The organism is Arthrobacter oryzae (assembly GCF_003634095.1).
GTDB lineage: Bacteria > Actinomycetota > Actinomycetes > Actinomycetales > Micrococcaceae > Arthrobacter > Arthrobacter oryzae.
On record NZ_RBIR01000003.1, the window covers coordinates 1 to 24,130 of the forward strand.

General features: G+C 66.8%; 19 protein-coding genes and 1 pseudogene. 5 read left to right on the forward strand and 15 right to left on the reverse strand.

The genetic code is table 11. The features are described from left to right. The 14 genes and pseudogenes from C8D78_RS07670 to C8D78_RS07735 all read right to left on the reverse strand — a co-directional run. Positions 1-170, reverse strand: a pseudogene (locus C8D78_RS07670) (bifunctional D-altronate/D-mannonate dehydratase); the annotation flags it as partial. A 31-nt stretch (positions 171-201) separates the two neighbouring features. Continuing rightward, positions 202-1,605, reverse strand: coding sequence for a glucuronide transporter (gene uidB / locus C8D78_RS07675; RefSeq protein WP_244208307.1), 1,404 nt, complete (start codon positions 1,603-1,605; stop codon positions 202-204). A gap of 70 nt (positions 1,606-1,675) precedes the next feature. Continuing rightward, entirely contained in the window at positions 1,676-3,484 is a 1,809-nt protein-coding gene (gene uidA, locus C8D78_RS07680; RefSeq protein WP_120951889.1) for a beta-glucuronidase, read from the reverse strand. Between the two features lie 217 nt (positions 3,485-3,701). After that, positions 3,702-5,132: a mannitol dehydrogenase family protein gene (locus tag C8D78_RS07685; protein ID WP_120951894.1), complete on the reverse strand. Its 1,431-nt coding sequence runs from the start codon at positions 5,130-5,132 to the stop codon at positions 3,702-3,704. Beyond that, the gene (gene uxaC, locus C8D78_RS07690) at positions 5,129-6,601 is read right to left on the reverse strand and encodes a glucuronate isomerase (protein WP_120951897.1); all 1,473 of its coding nucleotides are present in this window, start codon (positions 6,599-6,601) and stop codon (positions 5,129-5,131) included. The genes C8D78_RS07685 and uxaC overlap by 4 nt, the downstream gene beginning before the upstream one ends. A 175-nt stretch (positions 6,602-6,776) precedes the next feature. Continuing rightward, positions 6,777-7,841, reverse strand: a complete 1,065-nt coding sequence (locus C8D78_RS07695) for a LacI family DNA-binding transcriptional regulator (RefSeq protein WP_120951900.1) — start codon at positions 7,839-7,841, stop codon at positions 6,777-6,779. Between the two features lie 123 nt (positions 7,842-7,964). Further along, entirely contained in the window at positions 7,965-9,131 is a 1,167-nt protein-coding gene (locus tag C8D78_RS07700) for a Gfo/Idh/MocA family protein (protein WP_120951903.1), read from the reverse strand. Between the two features lie 42 nt (positions 9,132-9,173). Further along, on the reverse strand, positions 9,174-10,043 hold the full coding sequence (locus tag C8D78_RS07705; protein WP_244208308.1) for a sugar phosphate isomerase/epimerase family protein: 870 nt from the start codon (positions 10,041-10,043) through the stop codon (positions 9,174-9,176). Positions 10,044-10,128: 85 nt separating this feature from the next. Continuing rightward, positions 10,129-11,004, reverse strand: coding sequence for an ATP-binding cassette domain-containing protein (locus tag C8D78_RS07710; RefSeq protein ID WP_120951905.1), 876 nt, complete (start codon positions 11,002-11,004; stop codon positions 10,129-10,131). Next, positions 11,001-12,905, reverse strand: a complete 1,905-nt coding sequence (locus C8D78_RS07715; protein WP_120951908.1) for a dipeptide/oligopeptide/nickel ABC transporter permease/ATP-binding protein — start codon at positions 12,903-12,905, stop codon at positions 11,001-11,003. The genes C8D78_RS07710 and C8D78_RS07715 overlap by 4 nt, the downstream gene beginning before the upstream one ends. Further along, positions 12,902-13,843, reverse strand: coding sequence for an ABC transporter permease (locus C8D78_RS07720; protein ID WP_120951910.1), 942 nt, complete (start codon positions 13,841-13,843; stop codon positions 12,902-12,904). Before C8D78_RS07720 ends, C8D78_RS07715 begins: the two co-directional genes overlap by 4 nt. A gap of 6 nt (positions 13,844-13,849) precedes the next feature. After that, on the reverse strand, positions 13,850-15,373 hold the full coding sequence (locus C8D78_RS07725) for an ABC transporter substrate-binding protein (RefSeq protein WP_120951913.1): 1,524 nt from the start codon (positions 15,371-15,373) through the stop codon (positions 13,850-13,852). A gap of 465 nt (positions 15,374-15,838) precedes the next feature. Beyond that, on the reverse strand, positions 15,839-16,846 hold the full coding sequence (locus C8D78_RS07730; RefSeq protein WP_120951916.1) for a Gfo/Idh/MocA family protein: 1,008 nt from the start codon (positions 16,844-16,846) through the stop codon (positions 15,839-15,841). 95 nt (positions 16,847-16,941) lie between these two features. Next, a complete protein-coding gene (locus tag C8D78_RS07735; RefSeq protein WP_120951919.1) occupies positions 16,942-17,793 on the reverse strand; it encodes a sugar phosphate isomerase/epimerase family protein in 852 nt (283 codons plus the stop codon). A gap of 299 nt (positions 17,794-18,092) precedes the next feature. Between C8D78_RS07735 and C8D78_RS07740 the strand changes: the two genes are divergently transcribed. Both C8D78_RS07740 and nadE read left to right on the forward strand, forming a co-directional pair. Next, complete coding sequence (locus C8D78_RS07740; protein ID WP_120951922.1) at positions 18,093-19,112, forward strand: LacI family DNA-binding transcriptional regulator; 1,020 nt, start codon at positions 18,093-18,095, stop codon at positions 19,110-19,112. Positions 19,113-19,430: 318 nt separating this feature from the next. Next, the gene (gene nadE, locus C8D78_RS07745) at positions 19,431-20,252 is read left to right on the forward strand and encodes an ammonia-dependent NAD(+) synthetase (RefSeq protein WP_120951925.1); all 822 of its coding nucleotides are present in this window, start codon (positions 19,431-19,433) and stop codon (positions 20,250-20,252) included. A 113-nt stretch (positions 20,253-20,365) separates the two neighbouring features. On the opposite strand, the gene C8D78_RS07750 is transcribed toward nadE, so the two are convergent. Continuing rightward, the gene (locus C8D78_RS07750; RefSeq protein WP_120951928.1) at positions 20,366-21,151 is read right to left on the reverse strand and encodes an IclR family transcriptional regulator; all 786 of its coding nucleotides are present in this window, start codon (positions 21,149-21,151) and stop codon (positions 20,366-20,368) included. 217 nt (positions 21,152-21,368) lie between these two features. On the opposite strand from C8D78_RS07750, the gene C8D78_RS07755 reads away from it, so the two are divergent. From C8D78_RS07755 to C8D78_RS07765, 3 genes are all read left to right on the forward strand, one after another. Further along, the gene (locus tag C8D78_RS07755; protein ID WP_120951931.1) at positions 21,369-22,100 is read left to right on the forward strand and encodes a CoA transferase subunit A; all 732 of its coding nucleotides are present in this window, start codon (positions 21,369-21,371) and stop codon (positions 22,098-22,100) included. Between the two features lie 82 nt (positions 22,101-22,182). Then, on the forward strand, positions 22,183-22,863 hold the full coding sequence (locus C8D78_RS07760; RefSeq protein ID WP_120951934.1) for a CoA transferase subunit B: 681 nt from the start codon (positions 22,183-22,185) through the stop codon (positions 22,861-22,863). Then, positions 22,860-24,056 (forward strand): acetyl-CoA acetyltransferase, encoded by a 1,197-nt coding sequence (locus C8D78_RS07765; RefSeq protein ID WP_120951937.1) that lies wholly within the window; start codon positions 22,860-22,862, stop codon positions 24,054-24,056. The genes C8D78_RS07760 and C8D78_RS07765 overlap by 4 nt, the downstream gene beginning before the upstream one ends. The last annotated feature ends 74 nt before the right edge of the window (positions 24,057-24,130 follow it).

The window sequence follows — 24,130 nt, forward strand, 5'->3', positions numbered from 1 at the left end:
CCGATCAGCAGCTGCGCGACGTGTTCCTTCAGGTACGCGGCCACCGCGAGCTCGCGCCCGTTCAGCGTCGCGTCCCCGATCCCGGTCACGCCGTCCTCGGTCGTGATCCGCAGGGTCACGAAGTTCCGGGAAGGGCTGGTCACGAAGACTTCAGCGGCAATGATTTTCACAACAGGTCCTTATCTTGTCTTTCGGTGGGTGTTAGTTGCTGGGCGCCAGCGGCGCGGCGGGAACGGCGCCGGCGGGAACGGTGACGGCGCTGCCGCTGCCGTCACCCTCGGTGCGGCGGGCCTGGATGTCGGTGAGGATCCGGGCATGCATGGCATCGGTGAGCGTGTACTTGGCCATCACGAGCACGGCCAGGATGGTCATGACCGCGGGCAGTGCGCCGGCGGCAATCTGGATGCCGAAGACGGCGTCGGGGGTCTGGACGGCGCCGGACTTGTAGCCGCCCAGGGCCAGGGCGTAGGCGGCGAGCGCACCGCCGACGGCCTGGCCGGTCTTGCGGGTGAAGGAGAACAGTGCGTAGGTGATGCCCTCGGTGCGGACGCCGGTCTTCCACTCGCCGTACTCGACGGTGTCGGCTTCCAGTGCCCACACCACGATGTTGACCGCGAGGACGCCCACGAGGCTGATCACCAGGCCGGCAAAGCCGACCAGGGCCTGGCTTGCCGGGGTGAAGAAGATGATGGCACCGCCAACCACCGTGAACAGTGAGGAGAAGATGTAGACACGCTTCTTTCCGAGGTTCCGGACCAGCTTGGGCATAAATCCGGCCAACACGAAGGTCAGGCCGAGTTGGATGATGGACAGCACCGGGTACAGGTCCAGCCGGCCCAGGACGTCCCGGAGGTAGTACAACTGCACGGAGGTGAGGGCCAGGTAGCCGGTCAGGAAGAAGAAGGAGCTCACGCACAGCATGAGCAGCGGCCGGTTGCCCTTGAGCGTCTCCATGCTCTGCCTGAACGTGACGTTGGGGACGGCGCGGTGGACCCGTTCCTTGGCGGTCAGGAAGGTGAAGAGGTACAGGGCCGCGCCGATGACGACGAAGGCGATAGTGATGGTGGTGAACGTGCCCTGCAGGTTGGCGCCCGGCTTGATCAGGGGTGCCACAAAGATGCCCAAGGCGGAGCCGACCAGCAGCCCGCCGATCATCCGGGCGGAGCCCAGCTTGGCGCGCTCCCCCGGGTCCTGGGTCATGGCACCGGCCAGCGAGCCGTAGGGGATGTTGACCAGGCTGTAGGCAAGACCCAGGGCTGCGTACGTGACGTAGGCGTAGAGCAGGGTGCCGGACTCCCCGAGCGCAGGGATGGAGAAGGTAGCCACGCTCAGCAACAGCAGGGGGATGGAGCCGAACATGATGAACGGGCGGAACTTGCCGAACCGCTTGCTGTAGGTCCGGTCCACCACGCGGCCGGCGAAGACGTCGGCGAACGCGTCGAAGATCCGTACTACCAGCAGCAGGGTACCGGCGGCCGCGGCCGAAATCCCTGCGACGTCCGTGTAGTACACGAGGAGGAACATCGTGGCGGTGGTGAATGCGAGGTTGTTGGCAGCATCGCCGGCGCCATAGCCGACGATGCTGAGCTTGCTCAGCTTTTTCATGATTGGGCTCCTTTACCCGTTGCCGGACTCAGACCCTGGTCCGGGTCCGGCGAAAAATGTGCGTTAAGGCCTACGCCTCGGAAGTGTTCTTGGTGCCGGCCAGCGCCGTCCACCGTTCGCGCAGGGCATAGGCGGCGGGCTTGGGCCGCCTGTCCCGGGTGAAGACGCCCTTCTTGTTGCCGTCCACCCGCATGATGCCGTTGGAGGTCTGGAAGTCCGCGAAGTTCCAGACCTGCTCGCCCACCATGGCATCCACGCGGTCAAAGACCCGGTGGTACATGGCCAGGAAAGCGGCCTGGTATTCCTCGCTCCAGGGCTGCTCATAGATCGAGTGGAAACCGGGCATGGTGTCCGGTCCGTACTCGGTCATGATCATGGGCTTGCCGTACTTGGCTTCCCATTGACGCAGCTCCTTCTCGAGGGACTGCTCGGCTGTCTCGAGGTCGCCGTTGTTGAGGTACCAGCCGTAGTAGCGGTTGAGCAGGATGACGTCGAACAGATCCCCGAGCAATTCCTTGTCAGGGGTATCGAACATGACGTTGACGTAGCCGACCGGCCGCGTGGGGTCCAGCCGGCGGGTCAGCTCCGCGAGGGGCGCGAAGTATTCGCGGGCGCCCTCTTCCGAGCCGTTCGGTTCGTTGGCGATGGACCAGATGACCACGGATGGATGGTTCTTGTCCCGGGCGACGAGCTCGGAAATCGCCTGCCGGTGGTTGGCGGCGGTATTGGCGTCGACACCGCCCTCGACATACGTTTTCTTGGCAATGCCGCCGAAGACGGCGCCGAAGCCCAGGTGCAGGCCCACGGCGGCGGTCTCGTCGATCACGACAATTCCGTGCCGGTCCGCGAACTCCATGACTTCCTCGGCGTAAGGGTAGTGCGAGGTCCGGAAGGAGTTCGCGCCCACCCAATCCAGGAGCTGGAAGTCGTTGACCATCTGGGCGTTGCTGTGGCCCTTGCCGATGGCCACGTGGTCCTCGTGCATGCCGAATCCGGTGAAGTAGAACGGTTCGCCGTTGATGAGGAATTCCTTGCCGCGGACTTCCACGGTGCGGACCCCGACTGGCAGTGTGTAGCTGTCCAGGAGCCGGCCGCCGTCGCGGATTTCGGCGGTAAGGCTGTAGAGGTACGCGGCGCCAGGCTTCCAGAGCACGACGTCGGCGATCGTCAGGGTGCCGCGGGCGCCGTCGGCGCGGGCAACCTCTGCGCCGTCGGCGTCCCGAAGGGAAACGGCAACCGTTTCACTGCCGGTTCCGCCGGCGGTGGCGATGGTGTAGTCGACGCTGCCGGTCGGTCCCTCGAAACCGGTGACCACGGTGATGTCATCGACCGTAACCGCGGGGGTGCTGAACAGCCAGACGCTGCGGTGCAGTCCGGCGTAGTTGTAGAAGTCGTGGAGGTAGCTCTGCTGGCGGCGGCCGTCCTCGGTGACGGTGATGGTGCCCGGCGGGATCGTGGCCTGGGTCAGCTCGTTGTTGACGGAGATGGTGAGGCGGAAGACCTGCCCGGGGATCACGTGCTCGGTGATGTCGGCGCTGAACGGCATGTAGCCGCCGGTGTGCTGGGCCACCAGAGTGTCATCGACCCACACCATGCCCTCGTGCGTTGCGGAGTCGAGGCGGACGTGGATGCGTTCCCCGGCCCAGCCGCGCGGGACGCGGACTTCGCGCTGATACCAGACGTAGCCCACGTGGTCGCGGATGGCTTTGTCCGGAAAGACGTCGTTGTAGCTGGCCGGGACACCCATTTCCAGGTCCGAGTCCAGCGGCGCCTGGAACCATTCGTCCCGGTGGCCGGAGCGGTCAAAGTCCACCTTGAAGCGGTACAGGCCGTCGAGATTGACGATCTCGCGGGTTTCACTGGCCTGGGGCTTGAGCATCGTGGGGAATCCTTACGCGTCGTTGCGGGGCGGGCCTTCCGGTACGGCCGGCGGTGCCGGGTGCCACCCGGTGGCCTCTTCGTCTGGATGTAATCCTAGTCACGTGGCAATCATTTGGCAAGCGGTTGCCAAATATTTCTATGGAGTCCGCATTCAGGTTCGCAGCCGGCACCTCGTCAGGCCCGCCTGCGGCACAACACTGCTTGCACGGAAGCCGTTACCGGGAGACAGCCCGCTCCCCGAACATTCCGCGCAGGTCTTCAATGAGGTCCACGACGGCGGCGTCCGCCGCCAGGTCCGGATCCACCAGGGCCAGGAGCGCGCGGGTGCGCTCCGCGCCGCCAAGCGAGTTGGCCGCGGCCACCCCGGCCGCGAGCGGGTCCTGCAGTTGGGCGGCCGCGGCGCCGTAATCCATCCAGGCGGCGATCATGAGGGCCGCCGCCGCGCCGGAGCGGCCCCGGGCACGTTCGGCCAGCAGCACGGGGACGGCGCGCATGCGCAGCTTGGTGCTTCCGTCCATCGCGATCTGAGCCAGGTGGTGCGCGATCCGGCCGTTGCCGAAGCGCTCCAGCAGTGCGGCGCGGTAGGCGGGAATCTGCAGGTCCGGGCCGGGCAGGTTGGCTTCCGCCTCGTCCCAGAACCGCTCCACGGCCCGCCGGCAGAGCTCGTCCTGCAGGGCTTGGGCCACCGTGGCGTGGCCGCGGAGCTGTCCGGCGTAGGCCAGGAGCGAGTGGGCGCCGTTCAGGAGCCACAGCTTGCGGTTTTCGTACGGCTCAATGTCATCCACGAACACCGCCCCGGCGTCCTCCCAGCGGGGGCGGCCTGCCGGGAAGTCGCCGCTGAGAACCCAGTTGCGGAACGGCTCGGCCACCACGGGCGAGGTGTCACGGTAGCCGCAGGCGGCCTCGACGGCGGCGGTGTCGGCTTCCGTGGTCCGCGGCGTGATCCGGTCCACCGAGGTGCCGACAAAGCTGACGTTGGCCTCGATCCAGGCGGCCAGCCCGGCGTCCCAGGCGGCTGCCAGGCCGGTGACGGCGCGGCGGGCGACGGTGCCGTTGCTGGCGAGGTTGTCGCAGCAGACGACGGCCAGGGGTCCTGTCCCGGCGGCCCGGCGGGCGCCGAGGGCGAAGGCCAGCCGGCCCAACGGCGTCGCGGGGCTTCCGGTGCGCCGGGCCAGCACGTCGAGGTCCGCTACGACGTCGGGGGCCCGGAGATCTAGCAGTCCGTCGGCGCCAAGGCGGTAGGCGGCCTCGGTGATGGTCAGGGTGATGATGGCGGTGGCGGGGGCGGACACCAGTTCGGCGAGCCGGGCGACGTCGGCCCCGTCAACGGCGTCGACAATGCTGCCGATGATCTCGAAGGAGTCCCCCGCGTCGCCGCGCTCGACGAGTGTGAACAGGCTGTCCTGCTCCGCGAGCGCCAGCGCCGCGTCCGGGCGCCGGCCGGTGAAGGAGGCGATCCCCCACTCCGCGGCGTCGCCGGCCCGGTGGGTGTACCAGGCCTGGTGGGAACGGTGGAAGGCGCCGAGGCCCAGGTGGACGATCCGCACCGGGGCCTTGGCCGCGGGGCGAAGGCTGCGGTTCAGCCGCGGCAGGTCGGCCCCCGGCTGGGCGGGCCGGGTGTCGCCGGCATTCTCTGTCATGGTCATAGCTTGAAAACCCTTCGTGGGGAGCCGTCGACGAGGTCGACGATGATGTCGTGGGCGCGGTCCTCGCTGATCCGGTGTTCCGCCACGAGGCGGGCCAGGAAGGAGGCCTCGATGCGGCGGGAGGCATCGTGCCGGGCGGGGATGGAGCAGAAGGCGCGGGTGTCGTCGATGAATCCGGAGGAGCGGGAGAAGCCCGCGGTCTCGGTCACGGCGGACCGGAAGCGCAGCATGGCGTCGGGCGCGTCGAGGAACCACCACGGGGCGCCGAGGTACACGGACGGGTAGAAGCCGGCCAGCGGCGCGAGCTCGCGCGAGTAGACCGTCTCGTCCATCGTGAAGAGCACCAGGTGGAAGTCCCTGGCGGTGCCGAAGTCCTGCAGGACGGGCCGGATGGACTCGGTGTAGTCAATCGCGAAGGGGATGTCGTGGCCGGTGTCCGCACCGTACTGGTTGAACGTGTCCGTGTGGTGGTTGCGGAAGGACCCCGGGTGGATGGTCATGACCAGGCCGTCTTCGACGGACATCCGGGCCATCTGGTACATCATGTGGGCTTCGAAGTCCTCGCGCTCGGCGGCGGTGGCTTCCCCGGAGCGGGCCCGGTTGAAGAGACGCTCGGCGTCGGCGGCGTCCAGCTTCAGGGTGCGCGGGGTGCGCACGCCGTGGTCGGCCGACACGGCGCCGTGCTCCACAAAGTAACGACGCCGGTTCTCCAGTGCGATGAGGTATCCGGCGAAGCCGCTGCCGCCGTCGCCCGCTGCCGCGATGAGTCGCTCAACGTTGGCACTCCAGGCCGGGTTGGCCGGGTTGAGGTAGGCATCCGGGCGGAAGGTCGGGAGGACCCGCCCGTGGAAGGTGACGTCTTCGGCGAGGGCCTTGTGGCTGGACAGATCGTCCAGGGGATCGTCGGTGGTGGCCAGGACCTCGATGTTGAAGTCCTTGAACAGCTGGCGCGGGCGGAAATCAGGTTCCTGGAGCCGGGCGGAGATGGCGTCGTAGGAGGCATCGGCCGTGGCGCCGCTGATCTCCTGGTCCAGGCCAAAGACGCTGCGGAACTGGTCGCGGAGCCAGTACCCGGAGGCGGTGCCCTCGAACAGCGGCCAGGCCTGGCAGAATTCGCGCCACACGGTCCGGGAGTCCGGAGCCGCGGCGGACGGGCCCGCCTGGGACGGGCCCGCCTGGGACGGGTCCGCCGCGGACGGGTCTGCCGGGGCGGGGGCCTGAAGGCGCAGCCGGTCCAGCGGGACGCCGCTGGCGTGGATCAGGCGGGTGACGTAGTGGTCCGGGCTGACCAGCAGCGCTGCCGGATCAGGAAAGGGCGTGTTCTGCTCGAGGACGGCGGCATCGACGTGGCCGTGCGGGGAGATGATCGGAAGGTCCTGGACCCGGCCCAGGAGCTCGCGCGCGATCCTTCGCGTTCCTGGATCCGCGGGCAGGAGACGGTCTGGGTGGGCAGCAATCGACTGTGACATAGCTCAATGGTCGTGCCGCGGCAATCCATTTGTCAACCGGTTGCCAATAATTGCCAAAACATTCCATGGCGGATTTTCGCGCCGGAAAGCGACATCCGCGGCCGGGATCCCAGCCGCGGATGTCCTAAAGTGCCGCGGAAAGCGGAACAGGCCGCGGACTGCGATGCGGCGGCGCCTACCGGGCGACGATCAGCCGGCCGCTGGACCCGCGCAGCACCAGCTCGGTTTCCACGCTCAGCGTCCCGGCGGTTTCCCCGCCGGCGCCGGCCAGGCGGTCCAGGAGGATCGTTGCCGCACCGGAACCGCATTCGCCGAGCGGGGAGCGCACCGTGGTCAGGGGCGGGGTGGTGAAATCAGCCCCGAAGATATCGTCAAAGCCCACGATGCTGATCTGGTCCGGGACCACCACGCCGGCGGCCTGGAGCTCCTGCATCAGGCCGATGGCCAGGAGGTCGTTGTAGGTCAGGACCGCGGAAGCCCCGCTGGCCACAACCGCACGCGCGGACTGCCGACCGCCGTCGACCGTGGGCTTGGTGGATTCGAGCCGGACGGCGTCGAGCTTGGACCATTCACACGCGGAGCGGACACCGTCCCAGCGCCGCGCGGACATCCAGGACTGGGCCGGCCCGGCAACGTAGGCCACTTTCCGGTGCCCGTTGGCGGCCAGGCTGCGGACCGCTTCGCTGATCCCCTTGTTGACGTCCGGGACGACGCACGGCACGCCGTCGACCTCGCGATTGATGACCACCACCGGCTTGTCCCGGGCGAGCGCACGGATGTCGTCGTCGTCCATGCGCGGGCTGGCGAGGATGAGCCCGTCCACGGTGGCCATCATCCGCCGTGCCGTCGTCAGCTCGGTGACGGCCGACTCAGCCGCGTCCGCGAGGACCAGGGTGTAGTCGCGGGCGGTCGCGGTGGTTCCCGCCCCGCGGATGATGTCGAAAAAGGTGGGGTTCGTGATGTCGGCGACGATCAGGCCGAAGGTGCTGGTCCGTCCCGTGGGCAGCGCGCGGGCGAACGGGTTCACCTGATAGTGGAGCTCGGCGGCGGCATCCTCGATGAGTTTCTGCGTCTTGGCGCTGACCCGCCCCGGCTTGCTGAGGGCCCGCGACACCGTGGAGGGGTTGACCCCGGCGACCTTGGCGATGTCGTAGATCGTGGCGCCGGATTTCCCGTCCCGGCCGTGCTTCTTGACCGGACCTGTTGTTGCGGCAGATTCCGGCGTCTTAGGTTCAGTCACCGCCCCATCCTAACGAGGAATCAACCCAACCAGCCCGCAGCCGGGGCCGTTTTGAGGGCTCAAAAACGGCCCCGGCTGCCAGTCAGCTGGTCCGCGTCGCCGGGCTGGGTTGCCGGGCGGGCGTCAGGCGCGCTCGGGAAACTTCCCTTCCCCGGCGATCCGTTTGTTGAGCTCGGTGAGGAACTCGTCCTGGTCGAAGTCCAAGCCCACTTCGCGGCCCGTCCAGCTGGAGAGGTGGATGGCGTTGGCGAGCCGGACACCGTTGATGCCGTCCGAGCCCGGCGCCAGTAGCGGGGTGCCGTCCAGAATGTTGGCGGCGAAGTTCGCCAGGACGCCGGCGTGCTGGGCGCCCCAGGCCGACTCGAACTCGAGGACCTCGGTTGTGTAGAACTCCTCCGTGTCCATCTGGCCCATGAAGAGCTTGAGGACATCGCTCATGTCCAGGCTCTCACTCAGTTCCCGCTCGGGCTTGTGCAGGCGGGTCACCGTGGCGGTCTTGCTGTTTTCGACGACGATCTTGCCCTGGTCGCCGAGGATCTCGAAGCGGTCCGTTCCCACGATGTCGTGCGTGGCGGTGACGAAAACGCCCGTGGCGCCGTTGCCGTAGTCGACGACGGCGGTGACTTCATCCTCGACGGCAATGTCGCGGCGGAAGCCGTAGGCAACTTTGGAGTAGACGGACTTGGGCACACCGCAGATCCACTGCCACAGGTCCAGCTGGTGCGGTGCCTGGTTGACCAGGACGCCGCCGCCTTCGCCGCCCCACGTGGCGCGCCATTCGCTCGAGTTGTAGTAGCCCTGCGGACGCCACCAGTTGGTGATGATCCAGTTGGTGCGGCGGATGGCGCCGATCTCGCCGCTATCGACGATTTCCTTGAGTTTCTGGTACAGCGGGTTGTTGCGCTGGTTGAACATGATGGCGAAGGACAGCTCGGGCTTGGAGGCTGCGAACTCGTTGAGCTCCTTGACCTGCTTGGTGTAGACGCCGGCCGGCTTCTCCACGAGGGCGTGGATGTTGCGTTTGAGGGTTTCGATGCCCATTTCCGGGTGCAGGAAGTGTGGCACACAGGTGACGATTGCGTCGACGTCACCGCTGTCGAGCATGGCGATGTAGTCGTCGTAGAAGGGCGCATCCGGGTGCTGGGAAGCGGCAAGTTCCTTCTTGGCGGGATCGGTGTCGCAGATGGCGCCGATCACCATATTCGGGACTTTTCCTTCGGTGATCAACTTGGCGTACAGACCGCCCTGCTGGCCCAGGCCGATGATGCCGAGGCGTACTTTGGTGCTCATTGTGTGAATCTCCGTGTTCTTTGGTGCTGAGTCGGGGAAGTTTTAGAAGAGGTCGGCGTGGCCCATGGCCACGAGGTTGTCGTAGGAGGTCTGCAGCGCGTCCCAGACGGTGCACCCGTAGAGCTCGTCCTGCTCCACCAGCAGATACCGCGCGCCGGCGGCCTGGGCGGCCGGGATGATGGAGGGGAAGTCCAGGTTGCCCTCGCCCACCTCGGCGAACTGGACCACGCCCCTGAACTCGGCCATGAAGCCCTTGAAGTCACCGGTTTCCAGGAGGCCGAAGGCGCTCTCGGGGAGCTGGCCGATCCGGTAATCCTTCAGGTGCACCATGGCCGTGCGGCCGGCGTACTTTTCCAGCGTCCGGACCGGGTCCAGGCCGCCGCGCTGCACCCAGTGCACGTCGATTTCCAGGCCCATGGCCGGGGAGTTCTCGGCGATGATGTCCAGCATGGAGGTGCCGTCGAACTTCGCGAACTCGATGTGGTGGTTGTGGTAGTAGAGGCCGATCCCGTGCGTTGCCAGGCGCTCGGCGTAGTCGTTGGCCCGCTTGGCGAAGTCCACCACGGCGTCGATCGATTTCATGGCCGGGAACGGCAGCATGCCGATCCGCAGGAGCGTCGTGTCCAGGCGCTGGGCGTCCTCGACGATCTTGTCGAAGTGGTCCTTCAGCGAATCGCCGGGCATGCCCTTGGGGGTTTCCATCGCCACCGAGAGGGCAGCCACGTCCATGCCGAGCTCGGTCTGCGCCCGGTCCAGTTCCGCCACGTTCTCCGGTGTCATGGGGATCTGGGAGATTTCGACGGCGTTGTAGCCGATCGCGTTGACCTTCCGGAGCGTCTCGAACGCCCCGACCTCGGCGAAGCTGTCCTTCAGCATCATCGCCTGCACGCCAATTCTGGCTGTTGTTGTCACGCTGTTTCCTCCGTTGCCTGCCGGGCCGCCATGGGGCGCCGGCTGTTGTGTCCGCTTGCTGTTGTGTCCGCTTGCTGCGGGGCCCTCAGGCGAGGGCACCCGCTTGTTCATGCTGCATCCGCTGCGCTTCGAGCAGGCGGTGCCGGTCCGCGCGGCGCTGTTCCTGCCGGTCCGGGTCCGGGACCGGCGAGGCGAGCAGCAGCCGCTGGGTGTAGGGGTGGTCGGGGTCGGTGGTGACGGCGTCTGCCGGGCCTTGTTCGACGATCTCGCCGTGGTACATCACGGCGACGCGGTGGCTGATGTGCCGGACGACGTCGAGGTCGTGCGAGACGAAGAGGTAGGACACCCCGGTGTCCTTCTGGATCTGCAGGAACAGGTCCAGCACCCGGGCCTGGGTGGAGAGATCCAGCGCGCTGACGGGCTCGTCGCAGACGATCAGTTTGGGCGAGAGCGCCAGGGCGCGGGCGATCGCCACGCGCTGGCGCTGCCCGCCGCTGAATTCGCGCGGCAGCCGGTTGATGGCGTCGGAGGGCAGGCCCACCTGATCCAGCAGTTCCTTCACACGTTTCCTGGCGGCCGCGGGTTCCATGCCCTGCACGCCCAGCGGCTCGGCGAGGATGGCGCCGATCTCCAGTGCAGGGTTCAGCGAGGTGTACGGGTCCTGGAAGACCACCTGCAGATCCCGGCTCAGGTCCCGCCGGTCCCTGCGGGTGGCGTGGCTGATGTCCTTGCCGTCGAAGCTGATAGTCCCGGCGGTCACCGGGGCCAGCCCCAGGATGGCGCGGCCCAGGGTGGTCTTTCCGGACCCCGATTCCCCTACCAAACCGAGGGTTTCGCCACGGCCGATGCTGATGTTGATGTCCGTCAGGGCGCGGAAGGGCCTGGCCCGGAACTTCTTGCTGGGGTACTCGACCGCCAGGTTGTCCACGGTCAGCAGCGGCGCGCTTTCGGTGGTGCTCATGCGACGGGCTCCTTCTGCAGGGTGGAAACGAGCATGGACATGGGTTCCTTGCCTTCAAGCATCGACGCCAGAAGCGTCTGTGTGTAGGGTTCCCGCGGATTGCGGAGGATCTCGCGGACAGGTCCTTCCTCCACGAGCCGGCCGTCTTGCATGACGGCGACGCGGTCGCAGAGGTCCGCCACCACCCCGAAGTTGTGGGTCACCAGGATGACACCGATATTCAGCCGCTGCTGGAGCTCGCGCAGCAGGTCCAGCACGTCCGCCTGCACCGTGACGTCCAGGGCTGTGGTGGGCTCGTCGGCGATCACCAGGTCCGGCTCGCAACTGATGGCTCCGGCGATGAGCACGCGCTGGGCCATGCCTCCCGAGACTTCGTGCGGGTAGGCGGCGAACGTCCGTTCCGGGTTGACCATTCCGACGTCCGCGAGCAGCTTCAGGGCCCGCTTTCTGGCCTCGGCCTTGGTGATCCCGAGGACGCGCACCATGGGCGTGACCAGCTGGTAACCGATAGTGAAAGCAGGATCCAGGTTGCTCATGGGCTCCTGCGGAATGTAGGAAATCCGCTTGCCCCGCAGTTTGGACAGGCGCTCCTGGTTGACGCTGTCCTCACCCGGGGCAACGGTGTAGCACCCGTCGAACTGGATGGAGCCGGCCACAATGCGGGCGTTGTCCGGCAGCAGTCCCAGGATGGAGAAGGCGGTCTGGGACTTGCCCGAGCCCGATTCACCGACAATGCCCAGGATCTCGCCGCGGTCCACGTGGAAGGAGACGTCGTCAACGGCCTTCTTGATGGAACCGTCCGCCTGGGGATACCCGACGCCGAGATTGGTCACCTTGATCAGGTGGTGCTCGGTTCCGGGAACGACGGCGGCCACCGACTTCCGCGACGGGCGCGCGGCGGCGGGCGCCGCCGTCGTCTGCTGGCCCGTGCCTCTAGCGGCGCCTGCGGCCGGGGCCGTTGCCTTGGCCGCACCCTTGCCGCGGCGGTGCTTGATCTTCTCGCCGTCCTCGAGGGCGTCGCGGATGGCGTTGCCCAGGAGAACCAGGCCGCCGATGGTCAGCGCCATGGCCAGAGCCGGCCAGAACAGCAGGGTGGGGTTCAGGTAGACGTTTTTGAAGCCCTCGGAGAGCATGACGCCCCACGTGGACTTGGTGGGATCGCCCAGGCCGAGGAACTCCAGGCCGGACTGGATGGCGATGGCCACCCCGGCGATCGCGGCGGTCTGGATGATGATGGGTGCCCGGACCACGGAGAAGATGTGGCGCGCGATGATGCTCAAGTCCGAGAGCCCGGAAACCCGTGCAGCGTCAACGTACAGCTCGTTGCGCACGGACTGGACGGCCGTGCGGGTCAGCCGGAAATAGGAGGGGCTGATGAGGATGCCGAAGGCGATCATGGAAATCCACACCGAGGGGCCGAAGGCCGCCCGGATGGTCAGCAGCACGATCAGCCCGGGAAGGCTCATGAGGATGCTGACCACCCAGTTGGAGACGGCCTCGAACTTGCCGGCGTAATAGCCGGCGATCAGGCCGGCCGGCAGGCCGATGCCGATGGCCACGCCCGCACAGAGCAATGCCGAAAGCAGCGTCAACTGCGCACCGAACAACAAACGGCTCCAGACATCGCGGCCGGCGCTGTCCGTGCCCAGGATGTTCACGGAGTCCGGGGCGGCGAGCGTCTTGGCAATGTTGGCGTAGTTCTGATCGAAGGGTGCCAGGACCGGAGCCAGGACGGCCAGGAGCGAGATCGCCAGCAGCAGGGTCATGGCAACGAGGCTCAGGGGGTTCCTGAACAGCCGCCGGAGGACGGTGGAGCGGACCACCGTTCCGCTCTGCCCGGCAGCGGAGGTGGCGGCAGAAGTGGCGGCGGCAACGGCCGCTGTTTCTACAGAATCGCTCATGACACACGCACTTTCGGGTTGAGCCAGCCATTGAGAATGTCCACCAGCAGGTTCACCACGATCACGACGACCACCGTGTACATCACGACGCCCATCACCACCGGAAGATCCGACTGGCCGGTGGCAGCGACCGCCAGCGGCCCCATGCCGGGGAGGGCAAAGATCTGTTCGATGATCACCACGCCGCCCAGCATGCCGATCAGCTGCAGGCTCAGCACGGTCAGGCCGGCCGGTGCAGCGCTGCGCAATACGTGCTTGAACAAAATCTCGCGCTCCCCGATGCCGCGGCTGCGCAGGGTGCGGACATAGTCCCGTTCGAGTTGTTTGATGACGGCGCTGCGGATCTGCTGCGCGCCTCCGGTGACGCCGTTGATCAGCAAGGCGATCACCGGAAGCGCCATGGAATAGACCCACGCACCGGCCCCGGAATCCGGGGAAATGGTGCTGGTCGCCGGGAAGAGGCCCAGCTGGATGGCCAGGATGGTGACCAGGATGACGCCGATCACGAACCCCGGAATGGAGTCACCGATGATGGCGCCAACCTGGACCACCCGGTCCACCCAGCCACGCTTGACCGCGGCAAGGACACCAATGAGTGCGGCACAAATTGCGATCAGGATCATTGCGGCGAAGACCATGGTCATGGTCACCGGGATCCGGGTGGCCAGGGAGTTGGCCACCGGTTCGGAGGTGAACCACGAGGCACCGAGGTTTCCGCTCAAGGCATCGACCACCCACGCGAAGTATCGGACCAGCAGCGGCTGGTCCAGCCCCAGCTCGTGTTCTTTCAGCGCCACCTGCTCGGCGGTGGCTTGGTCCCCCAGGATGTTCCTGGCGATGCTCCCGCTGGAAATGTACAGCAGGAAGAAGGTGAACGCCGAGACCACAAACAGCACCACCAGCCCGCTGCCCAGCCGTTTCGCAATGAACCTGATCATGGTGTCCTACTTGGCCGGCGAGTAGTTGTAGATGGACGGGACGGCCTGCTGGATCTGCGGCGTCACATCCACCTTGGCGTTGTGGTAGTACATCTGGTTGACGCGGAACAGCGGAGCGAACCACGCCTGCTCCACCACGTACTTGTTGACCTCCTGGGCCAGCTTGCCGGCATCGGCTCCGCCGGCGCGCACGGCCCCGATCTTGGCATCCAGTTCCGGCGTCGCGTTTTTGAACGGGTTGTAGAGCGCCTTGGTGGAGACGATCTGGTTGATGGCAACCGTCGGCTCACCCTGGAAGAGGGAGAAGTACATGGTGGTGTACTTCTGCGCGGCCACATCGGACGTGAAGGTGTTGGTCAGCGCGGCGCCAACCTTCAGGGTGATGCCGACGTCCGCCAACTGCTGCTGGACCACGGAAATCTGGGTTTCGAACCCGGGGACACTGGGGATTTCCAAGGTGACGCCGTTTTCATAGCCGGCCTCCTTGAGGAGCTGCTTCGCCTTGGCCGGATCGTAGCTGTAGTAGTTCTCCAGCTGTTCTGTCCAGGCCCCGCTGGCCTTGCCGAACGGCTGGGACGTCGGGGTGCCCTGCCCCAGCATTACCTGGTCCAGGATGGTCTTGCGGTCGAAGGCGTAGTTAATCGCCTGGCGGACCCTGACGTCCTTGAGCGCCGGGTTCTTGGCACCGTCCCGGTCCAGGAGGAGCAGGCCCTGCCAGTCAACCTCGTTGGCGGCCAGCTTCATCTTGGCGCCCTCGGCCTGCTTGCCGTTCTTGGGGTCCAGAATGGTCGCATCCACCTGGCCGGAGACCAGGGCGTTGGTGCGGGCTGTGAGATCAGTCAGGATCTTGAAAGTCAGCTTCTGGAACTTCTGCAGGTCCTTGTTCCAGTAGTCCTTGCGGGCCGTGAACACCGTCTGGGAATCCTTGACGGAAGCCGCTTTGTCCATGACGTAGGGGCCGGAGCCGACAGGTTCGGTCTTGATGCCGTCCGTGCCGAGCGCCTTGGGGCTGCCCATCAGGCCGGCAGCCTGGCTGAGGAAGTATTCCAGCCCGGGATCCGGGGCGCTGAGGTTGATATCAATGGTGTCGGCATCCACCACGGTCACGTCCTGGACCGAGGAAAGCTGCGCCATCTGCGGGCCGTTTGCCTTCTTGAAGTGGTCGATGTTGGCCTTGGCAGCCTCGGCGTCGAACTTGGCGCCGTCACTGAAGGTGACGTCCGTTCGCAGGTCCACGGTCAGCTTGGTGTTGGCCGCGTTGTACTTCCAGTCCGTCGCCAGCATGGGGCTGAGCTTTCCATCGGGCTGGCGCAGGATCAGGGTGTCGTAAACCGCCTGATACGGCTGGAGGAGGTGACCAACGTGGGCCTGGGCCGGGTCCCAGGACCGGACGTCCTGGATGGTGCCCAGCGTCAGGGACGTGGCCGCCGCGCCGGCGCCGCCGGCAGCAGCGCCTCCGCCACAGGCGGTCAGCGCGAGGGACGCACTGAGTATGAGGGCAGCAGCTGCTGCCTGGGGACCGAACTTCATTGTTGGCTCCTATCGCCTGACGAGATCCGTGGGGACGGATGCTTGCGGCGGCCTTGTGGCGTGGGCCACATGGCCGCTTGTGGGTTCAGCGTACGTTGGGTTGCCATATCTGGCAACCGATTGTCATAAAGTTTCTGCATTGTTGCCTGGCGGGGCGCCCGGGGACCGCCCGACGCCGGCACGGCGCCGCCCGGGGGCAGGCTGGCGGGCGCTCGGATCCGGTTCCGGGCACCCTAAGGCGCAGTCGGCGCCCTGGGGTGCCTTGCGGTCCGAACTCCGGGGATTTTAAGCCGTTCAAGGGCGCATTTGGATCCGTCCAGGCACGCTCTCGCGGCGCGGCAGGGCCCGACTCGGCGGGGCGCGGCACGGCAGGGCACGGCAGAGCCAGCGCAGGCGGTCACTGCAAGCCAAAGCTCCGCAGGGCGGCGGCGCCGCCGCCCTGCCGTGCCGCTGAAGCGCCCCGGCCTAGGACACTTTTTCCTCGGATCCGGGGTAGGCCTGCCGGTACAGTTCCTTCACGATCCGCAGCGACTTCGCCCCTTCGGCGGCGTCGATCCAGAACGGACCAGGTTGCGCCAGGCCGGCGTAGAAATCGGCGATCAGCAGGGCATGCGAAACACCCCAGTAGGAACGGCCGCCTGAGCCGGTGGCGCGTTCGCGAACCACCTCGATGCGCCCGTCGTCGAACGTGACCGTCAGGTCCCCACTCAGACCCAGCGCGGCCTTTTCGGTGCTGATGTTCAGGGTGACCGGAGCGTTGACCGCGTTTGCCAGCGTCGCATAAAAAACGCTGCGCGCCCCGTTGCTGTGGAGTGCGGCAAACTCGGCCGTATCCTCCACCTCAATCGCGTCTCCCAGCACATGGGTCGAGGCACTGCCGGAGAGCGAAACCACGTCTCCCACTAACCATTGCAGCAGGTCCACGGTGTGGATGGCCTGGTTCATCATCAGGCCACCACCGCCTCCGCCCCAGCTTCCGCGCCACGGCCGGTCCAGGTAGTAGTCGGCATTGCGGTGCCACATGACAGTGGCCGAGGCTCCGAGCACCTTGCCCAGCCCGCCGGAGTCCAGGAGTCGTCGCATTTCCTGTACGGGGGCGTTGTAGCGGTTTTGAAAGCAGAGCCCAATCCGTGCCGTGCTTTCGGCGGCGGCGGCCTGCAGCCTCTCCCCCTCGGCCAGTGTGTGCGCCAGCGGCTTTTCGAGCACCACGTTGACGCCGCGGCGCAGGCAGTCGATGGCGATCGCCGCGTGTTCGTGGTGCGGGGTGGTGATATGCACGACGTCCGGGGCGGTCGCCTCCAGCATGTCGCGGTAGTCCTCGAAGCCGGGAACTCCGCGGGCCTTCTGCGCCGCGGCACGGCGACCGGGGTCCGTGTCGCAGACCGCCACCAGTTCGGCGTCGCCCATTCCCGCAAGCGCTTCAAAGTGAACGATCGACACGTCGCCGCAGCCGATAATTGCTGCCTTAATCATCCGGAGCTCCCTGATTGTCTACTGCCTAGGTCTCTAGCGCCGCGCTGGGGTCAACGACTGATTCCCTGCCCAATTCCCCATCTAGCGCAGCTGTGCTAGATAAGGTCGATCTGGTTCTTTGTGGCCAGCTCGGCGAAGGCCCGGGCCGCGGAACCGAAGGCAACCGGACCGGAGAACCCGCCAAGTTCATGCGCGCTGGCCAGATGCGGCTCCAGGGAGGCGAAGCCCGTGTAGCCGTCGGCCTTCAGCGCGGCAATGGTTTCGTTCAATTCGCCGTCGCCGTACCCGGCCGGAACCACCTCGCCGGTGGCCGCCAGCGCATCTTTGACCTGGAAATACTCCAGGTAGGGGCGCAGCATGGCATAGCCGTCGGTATAGGGCTTGACGCCGACCTGGACGAAGTTGGCGTTGTCCCAGGCAATGCGCAGTGACGGCGAATCGACAGTCTTCATGATGTCCAATACGCGCTCGGGGGTATCGCCATAGATGCCCTTTTCATTTTCATGAAGCAGCACGACGCCGGACTCCGCGGCGAGGGCTGCCAGTGCCGTCATGCGGGTCATAACGTCCCCACGGATCTGTTCCTGGCTCTGGGCCTCGGCCCGGTAGAAGGAGAAGATGCGGATGTATTTGGTGTCGAGTGTCCCGGCGGCCTCAATGATCCGGCGCAACCGCTGCACTTCATGCTCCACCGGGAGGGAGACATCGACCTTGCCGATCGGGCTGGCGATGGCCGAGACCGCCAGGCCCTTGTCGTCCAGAACAGCCTTGAGTTCGACGAGCTGTTCCGCGGAGAGCTCGGAAACATTGGCCCCCCAGGCACTGCGCACCTCGATGTGCTTGGCGCCGATCGCCAGCAGTACTGCCGCTTGGATCTCGGGATTGGGATCAACTTCGTCGCCAAAGCCGGAAAGGGTGAAGGTTGTTGGTGCTGACGCTGTTGTCAAATGCAGGCTCCCGTTTCAGGTGTCCCGCCGCCCGGGCGGGTGAGTCAGTTCACATAGATGTTCTTGGGGCGAGTCTAGTCGCGTCACATGTGACTGACAACCGATTGCCAAAAGTTTGCAACTATGCCAGTCTTTGTTCACGCCACCAATGTGGCGGGGCCCACCCGACACTTTTCTAAGGGGCTCGTGCCGATACGGCCCGGCGGTTACCGACAGGCTGTCCCACCCGCCCGGGGTCCCGGCCGAGATCGCTAGGCTCACAGACATCGCCCCGAGATATTTGCTCAGAGAGGAGCCCCGTGTCGATCCGACCGGACCAGGCCGAGCGGCCGGCCACTATCCACGACATCGCGGCCTTCTGCGGCGTGGCGGCCTCCACTGTTTCCCGGGCGCTCTCGACGCCCGAGCGGGTGAACGTGCGGACCCGTGCGCGCATCGAGGAGGCGGCCGCCAGGCTCAACTACACGCCCAACAGCCAGGCCAAGGCGCTGAGTTCCGGCCGCACCGGCGCAGTGGGGGTTCTGGTGCCGGATATCACCAACCCCTTTTACTTCGATCTCATCCGAGGCACACAGCTCCAGCTCAAGGCGGCCGGCTACACCCAGCTGCTGGTGGACACGGAGGAGTCCGACGAGGTGGAAGCCAGCGCCATGGAGCAGCTGCGCAAGGGGGCAGACGGAATCATCGTGGCCGCCTCCAGGCTTAGCGACGACGTCCTGCTGGCGGCGGCGGCCAAGATCCCCATTGTTGCCGTCAATCGCGACGTCCCCGGGGTGCCGGCCGTCATCATCGACACGCCGTCCGCCACCAGCCAGGCGCTGGACCATCTGATCTCATTGGGACACACCCGGGTGGCCTACGTGGCTGGTCCCGCGACGTCACAATCCAGCGAGCGGCGGTGGACCGCCCTAGCCGCGGCGGCCGAGGCCCGCGGAGTGGAAGCCCACCGGCTCGGCCCCTTCGCCCCCACCACCCAGTCCGGTGCGGCCGCCGCGGATGCCGCCGTGCACAGCGGGGTGAGCGCCTGCATCGCCTTCAACGACCTCATCGCCATCGGCATGCTCCAGCGGCTTAGTGCGCGCGGGATCCGCGTCCCCGAGGACATGAGCATTGTGGGATGCGATGACATCTTCGGTGCCGACTTCTGCAATCCGCCCCTGACCACCATGGCCTCCCCGATCGAACAGGCCGGCAGGGTGGCCGTGTCCATGCTGCTGGCCCGGTTGAATCCCCTGGCCGGCGGCGGACGACGCAGCCGCTCCGTCATGCCCACCCATTTGACCGTGCGCGGTTCCACCGGCCCCGCTCCAAAGGTGTAGGGCAGGGGAAAAACACGCGCAATCAACAGGCGCAATAGACCGGCACACTGACGCTGCAGCGATCAGTCCGGGGCTCCGCGGGCCGAGCCGCCGCTGCGGTGGTTTTCGCGGCGCCTTCGGACCTGCGCGGCGGGTCCGGACCTGCGCGGCGGGGATCCGCGTAGCGGCCGCCCGAAATCGTGGCGCCAGTCGCGAATCGCCGCGCAAAGCCGACGTCGGACGCCCACCGAGCCGCCCGCACCCGCCCGCACCCGCCCGCCTGCCCGGCGGGGCCGCAACAGTTGAGCGTTGTTGACACCGCTGGCTAGGCTGTGAGGCATGCGTGAACTCCAGGCGAAGATCATCGAGGAAATGGGCGTGCAGCCCCGGATCGACCCCGCCGGGGAGGTGCGCAAGCGCGTGACGTTCCTCAAGGAATACCTGACGGCGACCCACACCAAGGGTTTTGTCCTGGGCATCTCGGGCGGCCTGGACTCTTCCCTGGCCGGGCGGCTGGCCCAGTTGGCCGTCGAGGAGCTCGAGGCCGAGGGCGTCGAGGCGAATTTCGTGGCCGTCCGGCTCCCCTACGACGTCCAGCACGACGAGGACGACGCCCAGGCGGCCCTGGACTTTGTGCGCGCCAAGACCGAATGGACGTTCAATATCTCGGCGGCGGTGGACGGCTTTGAGGACGAGTTCCAAAAGACGGTTGGCGCGGAGATCTCAGATTTCCATAAGGGCAACACCAAGGCCCGGACCCGGATGATCGCCCAGTACGCCTTGGCCGGAGAGCACAACTACCTGGTGATCGGCACGGATCACGGCGCCGAATCCGTCACCGGCTTTTTCACCAAATTCGGCGACGGCGGCGCGGACATCCTGCCGCTGTTCGGCCTCAACAAGCGCCAGAACCGTGCCCTGCTTGCCGAACTCGGCGCGCCCGCGCGGATCTGGGAAAAGATCCCGACGGCGGATCTCCTGGACGGCAAGCCCGGCCGCACCGACGAAGACGAACTCGGCTTGGGCTATGACCTGATCGATGACTACCTTGAGGGCCGTGAGGTCCCGGATGCGGTTGCCGAGCGGATTGAGGGGATGTATCTGCGGACCCGCCACAAGCGCACGGTGCCGGTGACGATTTTCGACACCTGGTGGAAATAGCCGGATCCGCGACCGGCCGCCCGCGGCGGGGGACCCGCTAAGGGCGCACGCCAAAGGGAACCCGCTAAGGGCGCCCGCCAAAGGGAACCCGCTAAAGGGCGCCCGCCAAGGTTCTAAACGGCGCCCGCAGTTCCCTGCAGCTGCGTGGAGATCCGGTGGGCCTCATCCATGAGCAGCCGCCCCAGCAGCGGCCGACGGTCTTCCCGGAAGCGCGGCTCGATGCCGGTCAGGGACAAGGCCCAGGCCGGGCGCCCCCGCTGGTCAAAGACCGCGGCTCCCATCCCCCAGCTGCCCTCGAGCACCAGCCCCGGGTTGACCGAATAGCCGGCCTGCCGCGTTGCTTCCAGGTTCTCGCGGACCAGGGCTTCCGTGTGCGCGTCCGCAAAGCTCCCGGCGTGGGCCGCCCAGTCCGCGAGCAGTTCTTCCTGCTCTTCCGGCGGCAGGAACGCCATGATGGCGGTGCCGGCCGAGGCGACGCCGAGCGGGAACCGGACTCCCTCGTGCAGCACGAAGGAGCGGACCGGGAAGCTGCCTTCCTCCCGGAGCAGGCACACGGTCTCGTTCCCGCGGCGGATGGAGAAGAACGCGCTCTCGCCGGTCTCTTCGGCGAGGCGGCGGAGGCTCGGCCTGGCGATGTCCTCCAGCGGAAAGCGGGCCGATGCGACGGAGCCCAGGAGCAGGACCTCGGGACCGAGGACCCAATGGCCGCTGCCCGGGTCCTGATCCAGCAGCCCCTCCGCCGCCAGGGAGCTGAGCAGCCGGTGCACCGTGGGGCGCGTCAGCCCCGATTCGCGCACCAGCTCCACGAGCGGACAGCCCTCCGGTTTCCGGCCGACCATCCGCAGCAGGGCGGCAACCCGGCTGACCACCTGCGCGCCCTGGACCGGTGTCGCGTTCATCTTTGCCTCATTCCGCCTCGGACAATACTCCGAAATGTATCTGGTATCCATATTGTGGACACGTCCCAGCATAGCGTCCACACTGTAAACATCCGCGATTTGGCGGTAGTTTTCTGCATTGACAGTGCCCTGCGCCACACCCTAGGCTCCTTCTTCAGATGCGGGGTCCATAAAGTGGATTGCCGGGACAGCAAGAAGAGCTCAATGAGGAGATGCAATGTCAAAGGTGAAATCCGGGGCGGCAGCCGCACTGCAGGACGTGCTGCGGGACGGCATGACGCTCGCCGTCGGCGGTTTCGGCCTGAGCGGGATCCCCGCTGACCTGATCGAGGCCGTGCGGGACTCCGGGGTGAAGGACCTGACGGTGGTATCCAACAACATGGGCGTGGACGGCAAGGGCCTCGGCGTGCTGATCGAAGGCGGTCAGGTCCGCAAGGTCGTCGCCTCCTATGTCGGGGAGAACAAGCTGTTCGCCGAGCAGTACCTCGCCGGCCAGCTGGAGGTGGAGTTCACCCCGCAGGGCACCCTCGCGGAGCGCCTGCGCGCCGGCGGAGCCGGCATCCCGGCGTTCTACACAAAGACCGGGGTGGGCACCCTCGTGGCCGAAGGCAAGCCGCTGGCCGAGTTCGACGGCGAGACCTATGTCCAGGAACGCGCCATCAAGGCCGATGTCGCACTCGTGCATGCCCACACCGCCGACACCGACGGCAACCTGATCTACCGCTACACCGCCCAGAACTTCAACCCGGTGGTGGCGACCGCCGGCGTCGTGACGGTCGCCGAAGCCGAAGTCATCGTGGAGCCCGGCCAGCTGGACCCGAACCACATCATCACCCCCGGCGTGTTCGTGCAGCGCGTGGTCCAGGCCAGCGGCCGCGTGAAGGACATCGAACAGCGGACCGTCCGCCCGCGCCCCGCCGAGGCCGCGGGCGCGGCAGTGCCGGCCTGAACGTATCCGCTTCACGAATCCTGTCCCCCCACATTCCTGAGCGCCCCGACCCTGGCGCCCGAACTTTTCCGAGGAGTACCCCATGGCTTGGACCCGAGATGAGATGGCTGCGATCGCGGCCGAAGAACTGAACGACGGCGACTACGTCAACCTGGGCATCGGCATCCCCACGCTGGTGGCCAACAACCTGCCCGACGGCGTCCGCGTGGTCCTGCAGAGCGAGAACGGGCTGCTCGGCATGGGCCCGTTCCCCTACGAGGGCGAGGAAGACGCTGACCTCATCAACGCCGGCAAGCAGACCGTGACCGTGCTGCCCGGCGGCAGCATCTTCGACTCCGCCACGTCCTTCGGCATGATCCGCGGCGGCCACGTGAAGGTCGCGATCCTGGGCGCCATGCAGGTCTCCGGAAACGGCGACCTCGCCAACTGGACCATCCCCGGCAAGATGGTCAAGGGCATGGGCGGCGCCATGGACCTCGTGGCCGGCACCCCGCGCGTCGTGGTCCTCACGGAGCACAACGCCAAGGACGGTACCGCCAAGATCGTCAAGGAATGCACCCTGCCGCTCACCGGACTCAGCTGCGTGGACCGGATCATCAGCGACCTCGCCGTGTTTGACCTTGTGAAGCATGAACACGAAACAGACGGCGGCCGGCGGCTCACGCTCACCCGCCTCGCCCCCGGCGTCACCGTGGAGGAAATCCGCGCTAAGACCGAAGCCGACTTCGACGTCGCGCTCGAACTCGAAGGAGCAACGGCATGAGCCTCAAAGACCAGTTCGGCAAGGACGTCCTGCTCACCGGCTGGGGCCACAGCCGCTTCGGCAAACTCACGGAGGAGACCCTCGAGTCCCTGATCGTGCAGGTCGCCACCGAGGCGATCGGCAACGCAGGGATCGAACCCGGCCAGATCGACGAGATTTACCTTGGCCAGTTCAACTCGGGCATGATGCCGCTGGCCTTCCCGTCCTCCCTGGCGCTGCAGGTCTCGGACCAGCTGGCCAACGTCCCCTCCACCAGGGTCGAGAACGCCTGCGCCTCCGGCTCGGCCGCGTTCCAGCAGGGCACCAAGTCCCTGCTGGCCGGCACCGCGAAGACCGTGCTGGTGATCGGCGCCGAAAAGATGACCCACGCCGGGGCCGACGTCGTGGGCGCTGCCCTGCTCGGCGCGGACTACGACATGGCCGGCAAGGCCTCCACCACCGGGTTCACCGGACTTTTTGCCGAGGTCGCGAAACACTACGGCAAGCGTTACGGGGACGGCAACGGAAGACTCGGCGACGTCCTGGGCACCATCGCGGCCAAGAACCACCGCAACGGCGTGGACAACCCCTACGCCCAGCTCCGCAAGGACCTCGGCGAGGACTTCTGCCGCACCGTCTCGGACAAAAACCCGATGGTCGCGGACCCGCTGCGCCGCACCGACTGCTCCCCCGTGTCCGACGGCGCCGCCGCCGTCGTCCTCAGCGTCGCCCCCACCGGCGGTGCCACCGCCCCGGTACGGCTCGCTGGCTTCGGCCAGGCGAACGATTTCTTCCCGGCAGAGCGCCGTGACCCCACCGAGTTCGCCGCCACGCGGGCTTCCTGGCAGCGCGCCCTGGTGATGGCCGGCGTCGGGCTGGAGGATCTGGACTTCGCGGAAGTCCACGACTGCTTCACCATCGCCGAGCTGCTGATGTACGAGGCCATGGGACTGACCGAACGCGGCCAGGGCGCCCGGGCCCTCGAGGAAGGCTGGGTCTTTAAGGACGGCAGGCTCCCGGTTAACGTCTCCGGCGGGCTCAAGGCCAAGGGCCACCCGGTCGGCGCCACGGGCGTCTCCCAGCACGTCATCGCCGCCATGCAGCTCACCGGCACGGCAGGCGCCATGCAGCTGGCCAGCCCCCGCCGGGCCGCGGTGCAGAACATGGGCGGCGTGGGCATCGCCAACTACGTCAGCGTCCTCGAAGCGGTCTAGGACAAGCAACGCGGGGTCAGATCCGGCCCATTCCGGGGGTCTTTATGGGCGCGATCTGACCCCGCGTTGCTAGG